Raw genomic sequence first — 18332 nt, forward strand, 5'->3', positions numbered from 1 at the left:
TACAACAAGCGGTCGTGACCGCACCGGTGACGTACCGGGATGTGGTGAAAAAGGCTTGACTGTTTGCCTCACTGGCATATCATTCAATACTGCTTATTTATCCAGTACTCGCGATAACTGGAGCTAAGTGGATACCCCATACGAACATACAGTTAATGAACAGGAGGCCGCTGCCATGCTCAAACTCACCCCGCGACAACAGGAAATTCTCGATTTCATCAGGAACACCCTGGAGGTTCTCGGCGCGCCACCAACGCGGGCTGAAATCGCCAATGCCTTCGGTTTTGCTTCACACAATGCGGCTGAAGAGCATCTCAAGGCGCTGGCCAGGAAGGGGGTGATCGTTCTCGAGCCCGGCTCGGCACGCGGTATCCGGCTGGTCGAACAACTTGGACTGCCGCTGATCGGCAGCGTGGCGGCCGGCAGCCCGATCCTCGCGGTGGAAAACGTTCAGGGGCGTTATGCGCTCGATGCCAGCCTGTTCAAGCCGCGCGCTGATTTTCTGTTGCGCGTGCGCGGTCTGTCGATGATCAATGCCGGCATTCTGGATGGTGACCTGCTGGCCGTACATCGTTGCAGTGAAGCCCGCAACGGTCAGATCGTCGTCGCCCGACTCGACGACAATGTAACCGTCAAGCGCTTTCGCCAGTTCGGAAACATTGTCGAACTGATTGCCGAGAATCCCGATTTCGACCCGATCATTGTCGATACGCGTGAGCAGTCCGTGGAGATTGAAGGCATTGCCGTCGGGCTGATTCGCGGAGGTGCTGCGATGTAGGGCTGACGCTCTGCTTAGTCGGTGTATTCCTCAAGCAGGGCGCTAGTTTGAGGATGTTTGTTCTGTTTTGCGTAGAACAGGGGTGTTTTTCCATGTGCATCCTTGCTATCCGGGTCGGCACCGCTCTCGATCAGGAATTTCGAGAGCCTGGGCTGCCCGGTAGCGGCGGCAAGGTGAAGTGCGGTCTGGCCGGCATCCGATTTGATATTGATGTCCGCATTTTTCTCCAGCAACAATTCGACCTCCTGCCTGCCGCCCGATAGCACCGCTGCGTGGAGTGGTGCCATGCCGATACGGTCCCTGGCATTGATATCCGCACCACTGCCAATCAGGAGTTCGGTAGTTTTCGGGCGTCCGTAAAACGCCGCCATGTGCAGCGGCGTTCTGCCCAGCGCATCTCTGGAGTTGATTTCAGCGCCGGCTTCCAGCAGCGCCTTGATCGTCGCCAGATCGCCCTGTATAGCGGCTTTGGCGAGGGGGGATTCGGCTACCGGTGGTGCTTCACTATTGACCGGGGCGCCGACATTTTCATCCTGCCTGTTGCATGCGATGATGTTCAGCGCAAGTCCGCCAAAAGCAATCACTGCTGCCAGTCGGAAGACTTCTGCGAGGCGGTGCGTACGGCCGTCGGCGCGAAAAGTTTTGTCAAATCGTTTCATGGGTGTCCAAGTGTTGCGCTTTGTCTTTAATCAGGCGTTAATCATAAACGATTGTAAGCAGGATGACAGACGAAGCTGTTCCGGCATTCCAGCTACAGCTTTTTGGCACTTCCTGTTTTTCGGCTACAATTCGACTTTCCCGCTGCAGATATATCCATGACCAAATACGTCTTCGTCACCGGCGGTGTGGTGTCCTCCCTCGGAAAAGGTATCGCCGCCGCATCACTGGGTGCGATCCTCGAATCCCGTGGCATCAAAATCACCCACATCAAGCTTGATCCCTACATCAACGTTGATCCTGGAACGATGAGTCCGTTTCAGCACGGCGAGGTGTTCGTTACCGAGGACGGCGCCGAAACCGACCTTGATCTGGGACATTACGAGCGCTTTACCAGCGCCAAGATGAGCCGGCGCAACAACTTCACCACCGGCCAGATTTACGAGACGGTGATCAAAAAAGAACGGCGCGGCGAATATCTCGGCAAGACGGTGCAGGTCATTCCGCACATCACCGACGAGATCAAAGCGCATATCCGGCGGGGTGCCGAAGGCGCCGATGTAGCCATTGTTGAAGTCGGCGGCACCGTGGGCGACATCGAGTCGCTCCCTTTTCTCGAAGCCATTCGCCAGATTGGCTTGCAGGAGGGACGCAGCAACGCCTGCTATATGCATCTTACGCTGGTGCCCTACATCCCGACTGCGGGCGAACTGAAAACCAAGCCGACCCAGCACTCGGTGAAGGAGTTGCGCGAAATCGGTATCCAGCCCGATGTTTTGCTCTGCCGCGCTGACCGCCATATACCGGAAGACGACAAGGCGAAGATTGCACTCTTCTGCAATGTGCAGCGCGAGGCGGTGATCGAGGCGCTCGATTCCGATTCGATCTACAAGATTCCGGCCATGCTGCATGACCAGATGCTCGACGAGATCGTTTGCCACAAGCTGAACATTCTGGCCAGGGCCGCTGACCTCACGGTGTGGAAGAATCTGGTCAATGCGCTTGAACACCCGGAATACTCGATTAACATCGCATTTGTCGGAAAGTATGTTGACCTGACCGAGTCGTACAAATCGTTGACCGAAGCGCTGGTTCATGCCGGGATTTACACCCGAAGCAAGGTCAGGATCAACTACATCGACTCCGAAGAAATCGAGAGCAAGGGCTGTGATTGTTTGCAGGACATGGATGCCATTCTGGTGCCGGGTGGTTTTGGCCGGCGCGGCACCGAGGGCAAGATTGAAGCGATTCGTTACGCCCGCGAAAAAAAGGTACCGTATCTGGGCATCTGCCTCGGCATGCAGCTTGCTGTCATTGAATATGCCCGCGATGTGGCTGGCATGACAGGTGCGCATAGCACCGAGTTCGACCAGGAGTCGCCCTTTCCGGTGATCGCCCTGATTACCGAATGGCAGGATGTTTCGGGCAAGCTCGAAAGGCGCGACGAGAACTCTGATCTCGGCGGCACCATGCGCCTTGGCGGTCAGATTTGCCATCTTTCTGAAGGTACTCTGGCGCGTGAGATTTACGGCAAGGCCGATATCGTCGAACGGCACCGCCATCGTTACGAAATCAATAACAACCTGCTTGGCGCGCTTGAAGCCAAAGGCTTGATTGTGTCCGGACGGGCGCCGGTCACCCATTTGTGCGAGATGGTCGAATTGCCCAAAGCGATACATCCATGGTTTGTCGGCTGTCAGTTCCACCCGGAATTCACCTCGTCACCGCGCACCGGCCACCCGCTGTTTACCTCGTTTGTCCGTGCGGCAATCGACAGCAAGGCCTGGGCATGAGGCTGTGCGGTTTCGAGGCCGGGCTGGAGCAGCCATTGTTTCTGATTGCCGGTCCGTGCACTGCGGAGTCTTTGGCGCTTTGCGTCGATGTTGCCGGGCAGATGAAAGAAATTTGCGCCCGACTGGGCGTGCACTATATTTTCAAGGCCTCCTACGACAAGGCCAATCGAAGTTCCGGCCAGTCGGCGCGCGGACCGGGGGTCGAGGGTGGCCTGCACATTCTGGCGGAAGTCCGTCGGCAGATCGGCGTGCCGGTGCTGACCGATGTTCATGCCGAGGAAGATATCGCGTCCGTCGCGTCCGTCGTTGATGTGCTGCAGACGCCGGCCTTTTTGTGCCGGCAAACCGATTTCATTCATGCCGTGGCTGCCTGCGGCAAGCCGGTGAATATCAAGAAAGGTCAGTTCCTGGCACCGGGCGACATGAAGAATGTCGTCGCCAAGGCAAAGGAAGCCAATGGTGGAGCTGATTCCATCATGGTTTGCGAGCGTGGCGCCACATTCGGCTACAACAATCTGGTTTCCGACATGCGCAGTCTGGCCATCATGCGCGAGACCGCTTGTCCGGTCGTATTTGACGCAACGCATTCGGTGCAGTTGCCGGGCGGGCAGGGTACCATTTCCGGTGGTCAGCGCGAGTTCGTACCGGTGCTGGCGCGAGCAGCGGTGGCGGTGGGCATTGCCGGGCTGTTCATGGAAACCCATCCGTGCCCTGAAAAGGCCTTGTCCGATGGTGCCAACAGTTGGCCGCTTGATCGCATGGAAAGCCTGTTGCAAACGCTGGTCGCGCTGGATCGTCTGGTCAAGAGCACCGGTTTCGAGGAAATGCGATAATCTCAACTGTTATCTGACGCGCGACAACCTGGGAGACCAGGGTCATAGCGGTGTCGGGTCATCGATAGTTTGCAGTAATTATCTTTAAGCCAAAGGAAGATTTATGAGTTCTGTCGTTGATGTCGTTGCCCGTGAAATTCTTGATTCTCGTGGCAACCCCACGGTCGAATGCGATGTGTTACTGGAATCTGGCGTCATGGGGCGTGCCGCCGTGCCTTCCGGCGCGTCCACCGGTTCGCGCGAGGCCATTGAACTGCGTGATGGCGATGCCACGCGCTATCTTGGCAAGGGCGTCATGCAGGCCGTTGAAAACGTCAATACCGAGATCGCCGAAGCGATCATCGGCCTTGATGCGCAAGAGCAGGCGTTTATCGACCAGACGCTGATCCAGCTTGATGGTACCGAGAACAAGGCCCGTCTGGGTGCCAACGCCATGCTGGCGGTGTCGATGGCTATTGCCAAGGCCGCTGCCGAAGAATCCGGTCTGCCGCTCTATCGCTATTTCGGTGGTTCCGGCCCGATGCAGATGCCGGTGCCGATGATGAACATCATCAACGGTGGCGAGCACGCCAACAACAGTCTGGATTTCCAGGAATTCATGATCCTGCCGGTCAGCCAGAATTCCTTCCGCGAAGCACTGCGTTGTGGTGCCGAGGTCTTTCATGCGCTGAAGAAATTGCTCGACAAGAAAGGCTTTTCAACCGCGGTCGGCGACGAAGGCGGCTTTGCCCCCAATCTCGGCAGCCATGCCGAGGGATTGCAACTGGTGGTGCAGGCCATTGAAGCGGCGGGTTACTTCCCTGGCGAAGATGTGCTGATCGGCCTTGATTGCGCAGCGTCCGAATTCTACAAGGATGGAAAATACCATCTGGCCGGCGAAGGCTTACAACTCACCTCTGCGCAACTCGTTGATTATCTGGCGAATCTCGCTGATACCTTCCCGATTATTTCGATCGAGGACGGGATGGCCGAAGGCGACTGGGATGGCTGGAAGCTGCTGACCGAGCGTCTGGGCAAGAAAATCCAGATCGTCGGCGATGACGTTTTTGTAACCAATACACGAATCTTCAAGGAAGGTATCAAGCAGGGCATTGCCAATTCGATCCTGATCAAGATCAACCAGATCGGCACGCTTTCGGAAACCTTCGCCGCCATTGAAATGGCCAAACGCGCCGGTTACACCGCCGTCATTTCTCATCGCTCAGGCGAAACCGAAGACAGTACCATCGCCGACATTGCCGTCGGCATGAATGCCTTGCAGATCAAGACCGGCTCGCTGTCGCGTTCGGACCGTATCGCCAAATACAACCAGTTGCTGCGCATCGAAGAAGACCTTGGCGACACGGCCGGTTATCCCGGTCGCGAAGCGTTCTACAACCTCAAGTGAGGAATGAGGCGTGAGGAGTCAGGTGAAAAGCCGGCGCAACGTTCGTCGCCTTTCCTCCTCACCCTGATCGCTGGCTGAATTTATGCGCTGGCTCTCTGTTGTGCTGGTCGCCGTGCTTTTGCTGTTGCAGTATCCGCTGTGGCTGGGCAAGGGCGGCTGGTTGCGGGTCTGGGATGTCGACCGTCAGTTGCACGAGCAGAAAGAAGTCAACAAAAAGCTCGAAGTGCGCAATGCAGGGCTGGATGCCGAAGTACGTGATCTCAAGCAGGGATACGACGCCATCGAAGAGCGCGCGCGTTTCGAACTGGGTATGATCAAACAGGATGAGGTCTTCGTCCAGATCCCGGAAAAATCCCTGCCGGAGAAATCGATGCCGGAGAAATCGATGCCGGAGAAACTCCCCGAGAAACCTGCTTCTGAAAAAAAATAGAAATAGCAGGTTGTCGAACCCTATTCGAGTTCGATTTGTCCGGAGACAGTTGCACTGACCTGCGACTCGCCGGCTTCCATCGGCATCGGGGCCGCGTCCGCTACCATGGCTTTGGCCGCGGCACGGAACATCGGCTGAACGAATCTTCCGCTGGTATTCACCGAGAGCTGCTTGATGCGATAGGGTTTGCCCAGGGCGTCTGCAATCACCTTGGCGCGCGCCTTGAAAGCCGTGATGGCGTCAAGCATTGCTTCGTTTTCAGCCTTCTTGCGGGTTTCGGGAGAAGGTTGCAGGACTAGATTGGAGACAGCGAGCGAGGTCTGGAGTTTGCCAAGCAGTTCGGACAAAGCGGCGCTGTCGCCGGATTCCAGCGAAAGCTCCGAACGCATGCGCCACGCTTCGATCTTTCCGCCTTTCGAGTAGATCGGGTAAGTATTGGTGCCGCCGCTCTGCGTTTTTACGCCGGGGTAGGCCCTGGCGGTTTTCAGGGCGTCCGCGATCAAACTGTTGACCTGTCTGGACAACTCGCCCGGCGTTGTTCCGGTGGCTTCTGCCGAGACCGTCACATGAACCAGATCGTTGACGGCGGGGCGGCTAGTTTCGGCTGAAAGTTCAACGATCATCGGTGCTGCAAATGCCGGTACGGCGAGTATCAGGGCCAGCACGGGTAGCGTGCGCATTGATCGTAGAAGGGGTGTCATGAATTTTCCTTGTCTGGATACTCGAATCATTTCCGTTGCCTGCAGTCTATGGTTAGGTTTGATAAATTGCTCTGAAAGAAAAGCTTGCGTTTCCGTGTGGCTATTGTAGCGTGATGAAGGCTTCGATTTCTTCTAGTCAGATGCAGGAAGCTTGGTTAGAATCCGACTGCCCCTTTCGCTTTGCTGTGGATGAGTTGGTTCATTGAGGAGTCAAAATGCTGAAAGTTGGTCAGGCGGCACCGATGTTCGTCCTCCCTGATGCGGATATGGTGCCCATTGATATTGCCCAGTTTCAAGGCAAGAATAATGTCATTCTATTTTTTTACCCGAGAGATGACACACCGGGCTGTACGCTTGAAGCAACCGATTTTTCCGATCATGAGGATGAGTTTTTGCGTCACGATTGCACCGTCATCGGCATCAGCCGTGACGAGTGCATCAAGCACGCCGAGTTTCGCGACAAGCATGGTATTTCCGTTAGCCTGTTGTCGGATTCCGAGGGCGCGGCGTGCAAGCAGTATGGTGTGTGGCAGGCGAAAGAAGTTGATGGTGTCAAAAGACACGGCATCGTGCGTTCGACTTTCGTCATCGACAAACAAGGCATTCTCCGCATCGCGCTTTACGGAGTCAATGCCAAAGGCCACGCGCTGGATATTCTTCGCGTGGTGAAGGAACTCAATTCATGAATAGGCAAGTTGTAAGAAACACCGTCGTTACCCTCGACTACAGTGTAACCGACCCCGATGGTGAACTCGTCGATGCCGGTCAGGAACCGCTGGTATATCTGCACGGCGGTTACGATGATATTTTCCCGTTGATTGAAGAAGCCGTTCAGGAGAAAAGGATTGGTGAGTCGGTCGTTGTAAAAATGCAGCCGGACGATGCTTTCGGCGAGTACGATGCCGAACTGGTCCAGATTGAACCTCGTACAGGTTTCCCCGAGGAGTTGCAGGTCGGCATGCAGTTCGAGGGCGTACCGGACAGTGGTGACGAGGACGATGTCATGATCTATCGCGTTACCGAAATTGCCGATGACAAAGTGGTGCTCGACGGCAATCATCCGTTGGCCGGTATGGCCCTGGTGTTTACCTGTACGGTGACTGATGTGCGCCCGGCCAGTGCGCAGGAGATCGAGCACGGGCATATCCACGAGGGTGATTGCGAGCACGACGACTGATCGGGAAAAGTGTCCGGCAACAAGGCAGAACAATGGCCGAGTTCCTGTTCAACACCAGGTTCTGAACAATCAGTTTGTCTTGTAAGGCCGCGCTTCGAAGTGAAAGAGCGTCGGGGACTCACTGTCGATGATGACTTTCACCCACCCCATGACGGGATAGCCAAAGCTTTCGACGCGGGTGAAATTGGCGATTGGCTCTTTTTTATCAGGGTGGCGTAAGGGATGGTCAATACGATGCCAGTGCGTGTCGCCGTGCAGGAGCAGTACCTGGCCCGGGAAGGCTAGCGTTTCGCTACGCAGGACATCAAGCAGTTCGCGATAGCCATTGTGGGCAAAGCCGGCAGTGAAGTGTTTGAAGCCGGGGTTGCCTTGCATGACGATGACGATGCCTGCGGATTTTTCGCGCCGTGCCTGGGCAAATCCCTGTTTGAGCCAATCGATCACCTTCGGATTGCGCGACCGGTATTCATCGCCCGGCTCCTTGCTCACGCCAAAATTGTTGTTCGGACCGGGAACATTGAGCGATACGAAGAGTACCGGCCCCAGCCGCCAGCGAAGATGTTCCGGGAATGCAGCGGATTGCCGTTCGACCGGTATCCTGGTTTTTCCAAGGGAGAGCGGCTCGGCGAAGAAGATCTCGCGCAACTTGCCCAGGCGCTCCAGTTCAGCGTAATGACCGGCATCCAGCAGTGTGCAGTCCGTCCACTCGTTGTCGCCAGGAACGAAGATGAACGGTAGCCTGGAGGCATTGAAAAGAGCATGGCGATCAAGAAAAATCTCGTCGCTGCATCGTTCATTGCTGCGCTTGAAATCTCCGGCATGGACAATGAGCTCGAGGTGTTCGGCGCCGATGTTGTCGATCATCGAGGGCAATTCGTGCCGCTCGTAGTCGCTGTAGGGTACGTCGCCGATCAGGGCAAAGCGCCAGGTTTCGGCGTGCACGCCGAAAGCCATAAGAAAACCAAGTGCAGCCAGAAGACCTTTCAACGGTACAGCGCCTTGAGTTCGTAGAGTGCGTCGAGTGCCTGCTTCGGCGTCAACTCGTTGGGGTCGATGGTGGCCAGGTGTTCCAGGACCGGATCCGGCTTCGCTTCAGCCGGCTCCGGAATCGATGCAAAGAGATCCGGCTGCAGCGGATTGATCGACGCGCGCTGCTCGAATTCACGCAATTGTCGTCGTGCCGCCTTGACCACCGATGCCGGAATGCCGGCCAGCGCGGCCACCTGGATACCGTAGCTCTGATTGGCCGGGCCTTCCTCGACGGCATGCAGGAAAACGATACGTTCGCCGTGTTCAACCGCATCGAGATGCACGTTGGCCAGATCGGAGTATTCGTTGGCGAGCAGGGTGAGCTCGAAGTAGTGCGTGGCGAACAGCGTCAGGGCGCGGTTTTTTTCGAGCAGATGGCGGCAGATGGCGAACGCCAGCGCCATGCCGTCAAAGGTCGAGGTGCCGCGCCCGACTTCATCCATCAGCACCAGGCTGTACTCGGTGGCATGGTGCAGGATGACCGCCGATTCAGTCATCTCGACCATGAAGGTCGAACGTCCGGAAGCGAGATCGTCGGAGGCGCCGATGCGCGTGAATATCTGGTCGAGCGGGCCGAGGACGACGCGCCGGGCCGGTACGAAACTGCCAACGTGCGCCATCAGGGCGATCAGCGCCGTTTGCCGCATGTAGGTCGATTTGCCGCCCATGTTCGGGCCGGTGATCAGCAACAGGCGGCGCATGTCGTCCAGCCTGGTATCGTTGGCGATGAAGGACTCGCCGCCAGCCAGTTCACCCTCGACGACCGGGTGGCGACCGCCTTCGATCAACAGTCCGGGTTCTTCGGAAAACAAGGGCCGGCTGTAATTGCGCGTCAGGGCGATATCGGCGAAACAGGCGAGCAGATCGGTATGGGCCACGGCGCGGGCGATGTGCTGCAATTGCGGCAGATCGGCCTGCAAGCTTGCAAGCAGGCCCTCGTAGAGCACCTTCTCGCGCGCCAGCGCGCGCTCCCGGGCGGACAGTGCCTTGTCTTCGAAGGCCTTGAGTTCGGGCGTGATGTAGCGCTCGGCGTTTTTCAGTGTCTGCCGGCGGCGGTAGTCATCCGGTACCCTGGCGGCGTTGGCGTTGGTAATCTCGATGTAGAAACCATGCACGCGGTTGTACTCGACCTTCAGGTTGGCTATGCCGCTACGCTCGCGTTCGCGCGCTTCGAGTCCGACGAGGAAGCTGCCACAGTTGTCGTTCAGAGCGCGCAGTTCGTCGAGATCGGCATCGAAGCCATTGGCGATGACGCCTCCGTCGCGGATCAATGCGGCGGGTTCCGGCAGAATGCTGCGTTTCAGAAGGTCAAGTACGGCAGCAGGCGTGGCCAGCTCGGCGTGTAGTTCGGCAAGCAGCGGCGCCGGCGAGGCATTCAGCGGTGCGCGCAGTTCAGCTAGCCGGTGCAGACTGTCGCGCAGGCCGGAGAGATCTCGCGGGCGAGCGCTGTAAAGCGCTATACGACCGGCAATGCGTTCGATGTCGGCAAAGCCGCGCAGCGCCAGACGCAACTCACGCAGGGATCGGCCACCGTCATCGAGCAGGATTTCGACTGCCGCATGGCGCGCTGCCGGAACGGCCGGGTCGCGGAACGGATGGTGCAGAGCATGGCGCAACAAGCGCGCGCCCATCGAGGTGATGCAGGTATCGAGCAGGCTGCACAGCGTCGGCGACGGCTGGCCGCGCAGTGTTTCGGTGAGTTCGAGGTTGCGCCGGGTCGCCGTGTCGAGACCAAGAAAAGTGCCGTCGCGTTCGACGTTGAGAGCCTGCACATGCGGCAGGGCACGAGTTTGCGTCGCCTGGGCATAGCGCAACAGGGCTCCGGCGGCAGCAATCCCCGAGCGCAAGCCCTCGGCGCCAAAACCGGAGAGCGACGCCGTGCGGAAATGCGTGCACAGCTCGCGCGTCGCGGCTTCACTGTCGAAATGCCAGTCCGGCTGGCGGGTGAGCGCGGCCTCCGGAGTGAAGGGCAACTGGAGGCTTTCGGCGATGACGATTTCAGACGGGCGGATGCGATCAAGTGTGCTTGCAAGTTTTTCGAAACTGACTTCGGATACTCGAAACTCGCCGCTCGCCAGATTGAGCCAGGCCAATCCGGTGGCTTGCCGGTTTACGGCCACGGCCAGCAGCAGAATGTCGCGTTTCTCGTCGACTAGCGCGGCGTCGGTCAGCGTACCGGGGGTGACAATGCGTGCCACGGCTCGTTCGACCGGCCCCTTGCTGGTTGCCGGGTCACCAATCTGCTCACAGATCACGACCGATTCGCCGAGTTTGACCAGGCGGGCAAGGTACTGTTCGACGGCGTGGTAGGGCACACCGGCCATCTTGATCGGCGTGCCGGCGCTTTGCCCGCGCGTGGTCAGCGTGATGTCGAGCAGGCGAGCGGCTTTCTCGGCATCATCAAAGAACAGCTCGTAAAAATCGCCCATCCGGTAAAACAGCAGCAGACCCGGATGCTGTGCCTTGAGGCGCAGGTACTGCTGCATCATTGGGGTGTGGTTTTCGAGATCATCAAGCATGTTTTTACCTGAAGACGGGTTGGCGGATGAGCCCCTCTTCTGGATCAGGCTTGCAGCGCCGGTGTGCGGTAGCCGTCGATGACTTGCAGGAGCTGCGAGAAAACCTTGGGCGTGCCGGCAATGACGTTGCCCGTTTCCAGATAGTTCTGGTTTCCGGAAAGGTCGCTGACCAGACCGCCGGCTTCCGTGATGAGCAGGCATCCGGCGGCAATATCCCAGGGCGACAGACCGAATTCCCAGAAGCCGTCGAAGCGGCCACAGGCCACGTAGGCCAGGTCGAGCGAGGCCGCACCGGGGCGGCGAATACCGGAAGTGCGTTGCGTGAGCTCCTTGAAAATGCCGATGTAGGCGTCAAAGTGGTCGAAAATGCGGTACGGGAATCCGGTGCCGAGCAGCGCGTCTTCCAGCTTCAGGCATTTGGTGACGCGAATGCGGCGTTCGTTGAGGAAGGCGCCACCGCCTTTGCTGGCCGTAAACATTTCATTGCGCGTGGTGTCGAAAACGACGGCCTGATTGGGTTGTCCCTTGTGCGTCAGACCAATGGATACGGCGTACTGAGGGAAGCCGTGGATGAAATTGGTTGTGCCGTCGAGCGGATCGATGATCCACTGATACTCGGCGCCAGCGCCTTTGCCGGCGGTGTGTCCCGACTCTTCTGCTAGAATCCCATAGTCAGGATAGGCCTCGCGCAACACCTCGATAATGGCGGCTTCAGCGGCTTTATCCACTTCCGTGACATAGTCGCTTTGCTGCTTGGTTGTTATCTTGAGGTGTTCAATATCATTCGCGGCGCGGTTGATGATCTGGCTGGCGCGGCGAGCGGCCTTGACCATGATATTCAGAGCTGGATGCATAGGTGTCTTTAACAATCCGACGGGCGGCCAGTGCTTGCTGGTTCCGCCCGGTTCGTTTGAGGAATCGCGTATTCTAATATGAACCAGACTGCAACGTTGCCTTCTCCGTCCTTGCCCGGGGATAACCGGCTCGAAAAAATCCGCATCGTGCTATCGCACACCAGCCATCCGGGCAATATCGGTGCGGTAGCGCGGGCAATGAAAACAATGGGCTTGTCGCGCCTGACTCTGGTTAATCCGAAATGTTTTCCTGACGACGAAGCCATGAGACGCGCGGTTGGGGCAGACGACATTCTGCAGCGAGCGACGGTCTGCCGTAGTCTTGATGCCGCATTGGCCGATACGGTCATTGCTTTTGCCGTTTCGGCGCGTCATCGCAACCTGGGTCCGGCGCCCAGGTCGGCGCGCGAGGCCGCCCCCGAGGTTCTGGCATTGACCGGCAGTGGCGAGGTAGCACTGGTTTTTGGCAACGAGACGGCGGGTCTGTCCAATGCCGAAGTACAGCGTTGTCAGCGAACGGTTTTCATTCCCGCCAATCCTGATTACACCTCGCTCAACCTCGCTTCGGCGGTTCAGTTGATTTGCTACGAACTGCGTATGACGGCATTTGACGGTTCTCCTCCGGTATTCACCAAGGTGATTCCCTTCGCCTCGCAGCGCGCCACCAACGACGAAGTCGAGCGTTTCCACGCGCACCTTGAGCGCGTCATGATCGCTGCCGGATTTCTCGTTCCGCAGCAACCAAAGCGGTTGATGCCCAAGCTGCGCCGTCTTTTTGCCCGTGCGGAACTTGAGCGCGACGAGATCAACATCCTGCGCGGTATCCTCGATGCCGTGGAAAAAAGGATGGGCCATTGATCCGGTGGCTATGAAGCGCCGAGCAATAATGTTGTAATAAATGTTGATAGAATCAGTCGGGTATTCTAGAATTACCCCTTCGATCATTATGGAAAACAAATTTCATGTTTAGCCGTCTGCGCGAAGATATCCGCTCGGTTTTTGAGCGCGATCCCGCTGCCCGTACCTCGTGGGAAGTGCTTACCTGCTATCCGGGCGTGCACGCGGTGATCCTGCACCGTTTGTCACACTGGCTGTGGGGTCATCAACTGCGCTGGCTGGGGCGTCTGGTTTCGCATCTTGCGAGGTTTTTTACCGGCATTGAAATCCATCCGGGTGCTACGATCGGACGCCGTTTCTTTATCGACCACGGCATGGGCGTGGTGATCGGCGAAACTGCAATCGTCGGCGACGACGTGACGCTATATCATGGCGTGACGCTCGGTGGTACCTCGTGGACCAAGGGTAGACGCCACCCAACGCTGGAAAATGGCGTCGTTATTGGCGCGGGCGCGCAAGTGCTGGGGCCGATTAGCGTCGGCACCGGGGCCAAGGTCGGTTCCAATGCCGTGGTTGTCAAGAACGTTCCGGCCGGAACCACCGCCGTAGGCAATCCGGCGCGCATCATCGACACCGAGCAAGCCCAGAAGCGCGAGGAGAAGGCCGGTCAGATGGGCTTTTCAGCGTATGCCCTGGCCGGCAATCAGGACGATCCGCTGGCCAAGGCCATTCACGGCCTGCTTGATCATGCCGTAGATACTGATCGCCGAATCGACGTACTGCTCAGGAAACTTGAAGACAGCGGGGTCAGTCTTGAAGACGAACTCGCTACGGCTGACAAGTTCGATCCTAAGTACCTGAGTAAAATAGTTGACTAATTTACGGAACTTTTCATATAGTTGACAGAACTAATCAACTATTAACCAGGAGGCACTATGCGACTGACAACCAAGGGACGTTTTGCAGTCACCGCAATGATCGATTTGGCGCTGCGCAGTAGCGATGGCCCGGTGACACTGGCTGGCATCAGCGAACGGCAGAAGATTTCGCTTTCCTATCTCGAACAATTGTTCGGCAAATTACGCCGCTACAGTCTGGTTGACAGCGTTCGCGGCCCTGGGGGCGGCTACTGTCTGGCGCGTCCGGGAGGACAGATCACCGTCGCCGACATTGTTCGTGCCGTTGATGAGCAACTTGATGCAACGCAATGCGGCGGCAAGGAAAACTGCAAGGACGAAGAGCGCTGCATGACGCATGAACTGTGGGCCACACTGAACTTGAAGATGTACGAGTATCTGACCTCTGTGACGCTGGCCGACCTTGCCGACAAGCAATTGAAGAAGGTTGGCGGCGATGTGTCGGTGCTCAAGGATGCGCGGCGCTTCAGTGTTAGTTCGCGCGCCAAGCCGATGGCCGCAGTTGCCTGAAAACCATGTTCGCTCCGGTCTATCTTGATTACAACGCGACCACACCGCTTGAACCGGCGGTTCTGGAAGCGATGCTGCCCTGGCTTTCACAGCAGTTCGGCAATGCATCGAGCCGGCATGAGTACGGTCGGGCGGCGCGGCGGGCAATCGATGAGGCACGTAGCAAGGTGGCTTCGGCAATCGGCGCCCATTCATCGGAAGTCGTATTTACCAGTGGCGGGTCGGAAGCGAACAACCTTTTCATCAAGGGCGCGGCGGCGTGCATGAAACCCGGCCTGCTGGCGGTAAGCGCGATCGAGCATCCGTGTGTGATCAAACCTTCCGAACAACTGGTCAGGCGCGGCTGGCGGCTGCAAAAGCTGGCGGTTGATAGCAACGGTCGAGTCGATGCACAGAATTACCAGACGGTTCTGACACAAAAGCCGAAGCTGGTCTCGGTGATGATCGCCAACAACGAAACCGGGGTGCTGCAGGATATTGAGACGCTGGCCGCTCAGGCCAGGGCGACGGGCGCCTGGTTTCACACCGATGCGGTGCAGGCAGTGGGTAAGGTTGCCGTCGATTTTCGCGCTTTGAACGCTGCCGGTGTTCATGCGCTGACCCTTTCGGCACACAAGATCGGCGGGCCAAAAGGCGCGGCCGCCCTGGTGCTCGATAAACGTGTCGAGCTTGAGCCATTGATTGCCGGTGGTGGTCACGAACGGGGATTGCGTTCAGGCACCGAAAACGTGGCAGCAATTGTCGGATTTGGAGTCGCCTGTGAATTGGCCGTACAACAACTGGCAACGGCGGCGCCACACCTGACCGCCTTGCGCGGATTGCTGGAAAAGGGCCTGCGTGCCATGGAAGCAACGCTGTTCTCTGCCAGTGCCGAACGCTTGCCGAATACGGTTTATTTTGCCTTGCCCAAGGTGGATGGCGAAACGCTGGTGGGTCAGCTTGATCGTGCCGGTTTTGCATTAGCCAGTGGCGCCGCGTGTTCGAGTGCCAACCCGGAGCCATCGCATGTATTGCGCGCCATGGGCGTTGCACCTGAACTGGCACGTGGCGCGGTGCGCATCAGCCTGGGTTCGGCCAGCACGGTAGGGCAAGTGAATGAATTTTTGAATACGTTACAGATAACGCTGTCAAAACTGCAGCGCCTGACCGCCATTGCGATCTAACCCTTGAACCTTATGGAGCGAAAGAAATGCTGAAACTGCCGATCTATCTCGATTATTCGGCAACCACGCCGGTTGATCCGCGCGTTGCGGAAAAAATGATTCCCTACCTTGTCGAAAAATTCGGCAACCCGGCGTCGCGTTCGCATTCCTTTGGCTGGGAGGCTGAAGCCGCAGTGGAAGAAGCGCGTGAACAGGTCGCGAAGCTGGTCAATGCCGACCCCAAGGAAATCGTCTGGACTTCAGGCGCCACCGAGTCGAACAACCTGGCGATCAAAGGGGCTGCGCACTTTTACTCGGGTAAAGGCAAGCACGTCATCACCGTCAAGACAGAGCACAAGGCGGTACTCGATACCTGCCGAGAACTTGAGCGCGAAGGTTTTGAAGTGAGCTACCTTGATGTCAAGGATGACGGCCTGCTTGATCTCGATGTATTCAAGGCTGCGCTTCGCCCGGAAACCATTCTGGTCTCGGTGATGTTGGTCAACAACGAAATCGGCGTCATCCAGCCGATCGCCGAAATCGGCGAAATCTGTCGTGCAAAAGGCATTATTTTTCACGTTGATGCGGCGCAGGCGACGGGCAAGGTACTGATCGATCTGGCTACACTCAAGGTTGATCTGATGAGTTTTTGTGCGCACAAGACTTACGGTCCGAAAGGTATCGGCGCGCTGTACGTACGTCGCAAGCCTCGCGTCCGTCTCGAGGCGCAGATGCACGGTGGCGGCCACGAACGCGGTTTCCGCTCAGGCACACTGGCAACGCACCAGATCGTCGGCATGGGCGAGGCTTTCCGACTGGCGCGTGAGGAGATGGGCGTCGAGAACGAGCGTGTCCGCATGCTGCGTGATCGACTGCTCAAGGGCTTGTCTGATATCGATCAGGTGTTTATCAATGGTGATATGGAGCAGCGCGTTCCGCATAACCTGAACATCAGCTTTGCCTACATCGAAGGTGAGTCGATGCTGATGGCGATCAAGGATCTCGCGGTGTCGTCAGGCTCGGCCTGTACGTCCGCCTCGCTTGAACCGTCTTACGTGCTGCGTGCACTGGGTCGCGAGGATGAACTGGCGCACAGCTCGATCCGCTTCACTCTCGGTCGTTTCACCACATTGGAAGAGATCGACTACGCCATCAAATTGTTGCACGAGAAGATCGGCAAGTTGCGCGAACTTTCACCGCTGTGGGAGATGGTGCAGGAAGGCGTCGATCTGAGCACGGTTCAGTGGGCAGCACATTAAATCGGTAAGGCGAAAGGAGAGAAGAGTCAGGTGTTAAGCCCGTACGATCTTCTCCTTATCCCTGACGCTTTTCTTTTCTCTGGAGATTAAAATGGCATACAGCATAAAAGTTCTTGATCACTATGAAAACCCGCGCAACGTGGGTTCCTTCGGCAAGGAAGAAGAAGGTGTGGCAACCGGCATGGTTGGCGCGCCAGCCTGCGGCGACGTGATGAAACTGCAGATCAAGGTCGGCAGGGACGGTATCATTGAGGACGCCAAATTCAAGACCTACGGCTGTGGTTCGGCCATTGCCTCGTCTTCGCTGGTCACCGAATGGGTCAAGGGCAAGACCATCGATCAGGCGCTGGGCATCAAGAATACCCAGATTGCCGAAGAACTGGCTTTGCCGCCGGTGAAGATTCACTGTTCGATTCTCGCTGAAGATGCGATCAAGGCGGCAGTGGCCGATTACAAAAAGAAGCACGCTGCATAAAGACAATTACTGAATAGAAGGAGGTTTTCAATGGCGGTTACGCTTTCCGAAAAAGCGGCGAAACACGTTGCCAGTTATCTGGTCAAGCGCGGCAAGGGAATTGGTCTGCGCCTTGGCGTGCGCACCAGTGGTTGCTCGGGCGTGGCGTACAAGCTCGAGTTTGCCGATATGGCCGATCCTGATGACATCGAATTCGAGTCACATGGCGTAAAGGTGCTGATTGATGCCAAAAGCCTGCCTTATCTTGATGGCACTGAACTCGACTACACGCGAGAGGGCTTGAGCGAGGGTTTCAAGTTCAATAATCCCAACGTCAAGGACGCCTGCGGTTGCGGGGAAAGCTTTAACGTTTGATGTTTGGCGGGGGTTGCCCCGAGCCTGCCGTACTGTTCGTTCGGTCTCGCAGGGTTTTCCTTGGGGCTTCTGCGGTCACGGTGCAGCACCCCGGTTTTGCTTTAGTCATGTGCGGGAAGACCGCCAATATCCGAATGAATTTCAACGACGACCACTTTGCTCTTTTCGAACTGCGTCGAACTTTCAGGCTCGACATTCCTCTGCTTGACCGGCGCTACCGCGAGATTCAGGCACAGGTTCATCCTGACAAGTTCGCGCAGGCCGGCGACGCCGAGCGACGACTTTCGTTGCAGTGGGCAACGCGCGCCAATGAGGCGTATCAAACGCTGAAAAATCCCTTGTCGAGGGCGCAGTATCTGTTGCGAATTGCTGGCCAGGATGTGGGTGCCGAGAATAATACCGCCATGCCAGAAGACTTTCTTCTGGAGCAGATGGAGTGGCGTGAGGCCGTTGCCGAAGCGCGTCTTGGCCGTGAGCAGGGCGAGCTTGAGCACCTGCATCTTCGCTTGAAACAGCAGATGACTGGCCGCTATGAGCAACTCGCTGTCCTGCTTGATGATCGGCACGATTATCCTTCGGCGGCCGATCTTGTTCGACGGCTGATGTTTCTCGAGAAACTACTGTTTGAAATTGACGACGCCATGGCCGCACTTGAAGCGTAAAGCAGTAAATAACCCAGG

The 18332-nt window shown here is 57.3% G+C and carries 20 protein-coding genes; 15 read left to right on the top strand and 5 right to left on the bottom strand.

The window, feature by feature from the left end; genetic code table 11:
* Positions 1-175: 175 nt before the first annotated feature.
* Positions 176-778: a transcriptional repressor LexA gene (gene lexA, locus JNM42_RS07290; RefSeq protein ID WP_294268023.1), complete on the top strand. Its 603-nt coding sequence runs from the start codon at positions 176-178 to the stop codon at positions 776-778.
* A gap of 14 nt (positions 779-792) precedes the next feature.
* Here lexA and JNM42_RS07295 read toward each other — a convergent pair whose 3' ends face one another.
* Positions 793-1437, bottom strand: coding sequence for an ankyrin repeat domain-containing protein (locus JNM42_RS07295; RefSeq protein WP_294268024.1), 645 nt, complete (start codon positions 1435-1437; stop codon positions 793-795).
* 156 nt (positions 1438-1593) lie between these two features.
* On the opposite strand from JNM42_RS07295, the gene JNM42_RS07300 reads away from it, so the two are divergent.
* The 4 genes from JNM42_RS07300 (at position 1594) to ftsB (ending at position 5878) form a co-directional block, all read left to right on the top strand.
* Positions 1594-3228 (top strand): CTP synthase, encoded by a 1635-nt coding sequence (locus JNM42_RS07300; RefSeq protein ID WP_294268025.1) that lies wholly within the window; start codon positions 1594-1596, stop codon positions 3226-3228.
* Positions 3225-4061, top strand: a complete 837-nt coding sequence (gene kdsA, locus JNM42_RS07305) for a 3-deoxy-8-phosphooctulonate synthase (RefSeq protein WP_294268026.1) — start codon at positions 3225-3227, stop codon at positions 4059-4061. Before JNM42_RS07300 ends, kdsA begins: the two co-directional genes overlap by 4 nt.
* A 103-nt stretch (positions 4062-4164) precedes the next feature.
* Positions 4165-5448, top strand: coding sequence for a phosphopyruvate hydratase (gene eno / locus JNM42_RS07310; RefSeq protein ID WP_294268027.1), 1284 nt, complete (start codon positions 4165-4167; stop codon positions 5446-5448).
* Positions 5449-5530: 82 nt separating this feature from the next.
* The gene (gene ftsB, locus JNM42_RS07315; protein ID WP_294268028.1) at positions 5531-5878 is read left to right on the top strand and encodes a cell division protein FtsB; all 348 of its coding nucleotides are present in this window, start codon (positions 5531-5533) and stop codon (positions 5876-5878) included.
* A gap of 20 nt (positions 5879-5898) precedes the next feature.
* On the opposite strand, the gene JNM42_RS07320 is transcribed toward ftsB, so the two are convergent.
* Positions 5899-6579, bottom strand: a complete 681-nt coding sequence (locus JNM42_RS07320) for an SIMPL domain-containing protein (RefSeq protein ID WP_294268029.1) — start codon at positions 6577-6579, stop codon at positions 5899-5901.
* A gap of 215 nt (positions 6580-6794) precedes the next feature.
* Between JNM42_RS07320 and JNM42_RS07325 the strand changes: the two genes are divergently transcribed.
* Together JNM42_RS07325 and JNM42_RS07330 are read left to right on the top strand one after the other, a co-directional pair.
* Positions 6795-7265, top strand: a complete 471-nt coding sequence (locus JNM42_RS07325) for a peroxiredoxin (protein WP_294268030.1) — start codon at positions 6795-6797, stop codon at positions 7263-7265.
* Positions 7262-7756, top strand: a complete 495-nt coding sequence (locus JNM42_RS07330) for a peptidylprolyl isomerase (protein WP_294268031.1) — start codon at positions 7262-7264, stop codon at positions 7754-7756. Before JNM42_RS07325 ends, JNM42_RS07330 begins: the two co-directional genes overlap by 4 nt.
* Positions 7757-7825: 69 nt before the next feature.
* Here JNM42_RS07330 and JNM42_RS07335 read toward each other — a convergent pair whose 3' ends face one another.
* From JNM42_RS07335 to JNM42_RS07345, 3 genes are read right to left on the bottom strand one after another with little or no spacing between them, the layout of a single operon-like run.
* Positions 7826-8743 (bottom strand): hypothetical protein, encoded by a 918-nt coding sequence (locus JNM42_RS07335; RefSeq protein WP_294268032.1) that lies wholly within the window; start codon positions 8741-8743, stop codon positions 7826-7828.
* Positions 8740-11304 carry a DNA mismatch repair protein MutS gene (gene mutS / locus JNM42_RS07340; protein WP_294268033.1) on the bottom strand — a complete coding sequence of 855 codons (2565 nt, stop codon included), beginning with the start codon at positions 11302-11304 and terminating at the stop codon, positions 8740-8742. Before mutS ends, JNM42_RS07335 begins: the two co-directional genes overlap by 4 nt.
* A 44-nt stretch (positions 11305-11348) precedes the next feature.
* Positions 11349-12158 (bottom strand): inositol monophosphatase family protein, encoded by an 810-nt coding sequence (locus tag JNM42_RS07345; RefSeq protein ID WP_294268034.1) that lies wholly within the window; start codon positions 12156-12158, stop codon positions 11349-11351.
* 78 nt (positions 12159-12236) lie between these two features.
* Here JNM42_RS07345 and JNM42_RS07350 point away from each other — a divergent pair, with 78 nt between their 5' ends.
* The 8 genes from JNM42_RS07350 (at position 12237) to hscB (ending at position 18314) form a co-directional block, all read left to right on the top strand.
* The gene (locus JNM42_RS07350; protein WP_294268035.1) at positions 12237-13016 is read left to right on the top strand and encodes an RNA methyltransferase; all 780 of its coding nucleotides are present in this window, start codon (positions 12237-12239) and stop codon (positions 13014-13016) included.
* A 104-nt stretch (positions 13017-13120) separates the two neighbouring features.
* The gene (cysE, locus tag JNM42_RS07355) at positions 13121-13873 is read left to right on the top strand and encodes a serine O-acetyltransferase (protein WP_294268036.1); all 753 of its coding nucleotides are present in this window, start codon (positions 13121-13123) and stop codon (positions 13871-13873) included.
* Positions 13874-13930: 57 nt separating this feature from the next.
* Positions 13931-14422, top strand: coding sequence for a Fe-S cluster assembly transcriptional regulator IscR (iscR, locus tag JNM42_RS07360; RefSeq protein WP_294268037.1), 492 nt, complete (start codon positions 13931-13933; stop codon positions 14420-14422).
* A gap of 5 nt (positions 14423-14427) precedes the next feature.
* On the top strand, positions 14428-15585 hold the full coding sequence (locus JNM42_RS07365) for a cysteine desulfurase family protein (RefSeq protein ID WP_294268038.1): 1158 nt from the start codon (positions 14428-14430) through the stop codon (positions 15583-15585).
* A 29-nt stretch (positions 15586-15614) separates the two neighbouring features.
* Entirely contained in the window at positions 15615-16823 is a 1209-nt protein-coding gene (locus JNM42_RS07370) for an IscS subfamily cysteine desulfurase (RefSeq protein WP_366504421.1), read from the top strand.
* A 91-nt stretch (positions 16824-16914) separates the two neighbouring features.
* A complete protein-coding gene (iscU, locus tag JNM42_RS07375; protein WP_294268040.1) occupies positions 16915-17298 on the top strand; it encodes a Fe-S cluster assembly scaffold IscU in 384 nt (127 codons plus the stop codon).
* A 30-nt stretch (positions 17299-17328) separates the two neighbouring features.
* On the top strand, positions 17329-17652 hold the full coding sequence (gene iscA, locus JNM42_RS07380) for an iron-sulfur cluster assembly protein IscA (RefSeq protein ID WP_294268041.1): 324 nt from the start codon (positions 17329-17331) through the stop codon (positions 17650-17652).
* 134 nt (positions 17653-17786) lie between these two features.
* Positions 17787-18314, top strand: coding sequence for a Fe-S protein assembly co-chaperone HscB (hscB, locus tag JNM42_RS07385; RefSeq protein ID WP_294268042.1), 528 nt, complete (start codon positions 17787-17789; stop codon positions 18312-18314).
* Positions 18315-18332 lie beyond the last annotated feature (18 nt).

This window comes from Propionivibrio sp. (genome assembly GCF_016790145.1).
In the GTDB taxonomy this organism is placed as follows: domain Bacteria; phylum Pseudomonadota; class Gammaproteobacteria; order Burkholderiales; family Rhodocyclaceae; genus Propionivibrio.

Bases quoted from the DNA above. Each gene is read 5' to 3' on its own strand.
- lexA (WP_294268023.1), top strand. From the start codon at position 176: ATGCTCAAACTCACCCCGCGACAACAGGAAATTCTCGATTTCATCAGG.
- JNM42_RS07295 (WP_294268024.1), bottom strand. From the start codon at position 1,437: ATGAAACGATTTGACAAAACTTTTCGCGCCGACGGCCGTACGCACCGC.
- JNM42_RS07300 (WP_294268025.1), top strand. From the start codon at position 1,594: ATGACCAAATACGTCTTCGTCACCGGCGGTGTGGTGTCCTCCCTCGGA.
- kdsA (WP_294268026.1), top strand. From the start codon at position 3,225: ATGAGGCTGTGCGGTTTCGAGGCCGGGCTGGAGCAGCCATTGTTTCTG.
- eno (WP_294268027.1), top strand. From the start codon at position 4,165: ATGAGTTCTGTCGTTGATGTCGTTGCCCGTGAAATTCTTGATTCTCGT.
- ftsB (WP_294268028.1), top strand. From the start codon at position 5,531: ATGCGCTGGCTCTCTGTTGTGCTGGTCGCCGTGCTTTTGCTGTTGCAG.
- JNM42_RS07320 (WP_294268029.1), bottom strand. From the start codon at position 6,579: ATGACACCCCTTCTACGATCAATGCGCACGCTACCCGTGCTGGCCCTG.
- JNM42_RS07325 (WP_294268030.1), top strand. From the start codon at position 6,795: ATGCTGAAAGTTGGTCAGGCGGCACCGATGTTCGTCCTCCCTGATGCG.
- JNM42_RS07330 (WP_294268031.1), top strand. From the start codon at position 7,262: ATGAATAGGCAAGTTGTAAGAAACACCGTCGTTACCCTCGACTACAGT.
- mutS (WP_294268033.1), bottom strand. From the start codon at position 11,304: ATGCTTGATGATCTCGAAAACCACACCCCAATGATGCAGCAGTACCTG.
- JNM42_RS07345 (WP_294268034.1), bottom strand. From the start codon at position 12,158: ATGCATCCAGCTCTGAATATCATGGTCAAGGCCGCTCGCCGCGCCAGC.
- JNM42_RS07350 (WP_294268035.1), top strand. From the start codon at position 12,237: ATGAACCAGACTGCAACGTTGCCTTCTCCGTCCTTGCCCGGGGATAAC.
- cysE (WP_294268036.1), top strand. From the start codon at position 13,121: ATGTTTAGCCGTCTGCGCGAAGATATCCGCTCGGTTTTTGAGCGCGAT.
- iscR (WP_294268037.1), top strand. From the start codon at position 13,931: ATGCGACTGACAACCAAGGGACGTTTTGCAGTCACCGCAATGATCGAT.
- JNM42_RS07365 (WP_294268038.1), top strand. From the start codon at position 14,428: ATGTTCGCTCCGGTCTATCTTGATTACAACGCGACCACACCGCTTGAA.
- iscU (WP_294268040.1), top strand. From the start codon at position 16,915: ATGGCATACAGCATAAAAGTTCTTGATCACTATGAAAACCCGCGCAAC.
- iscA (WP_294268041.1), top strand. From the start codon at position 17,329: ATGGCGGTTACGCTTTCCGAAAAAGCGGCGAAACACGTTGCCAGTTAT.
- hscB (WP_294268042.1), top strand. From the start codon at position 17,787: ATGAATTTCAACGACGACCACTTTGCTCTTTTCGAACTGCGTCGAACT.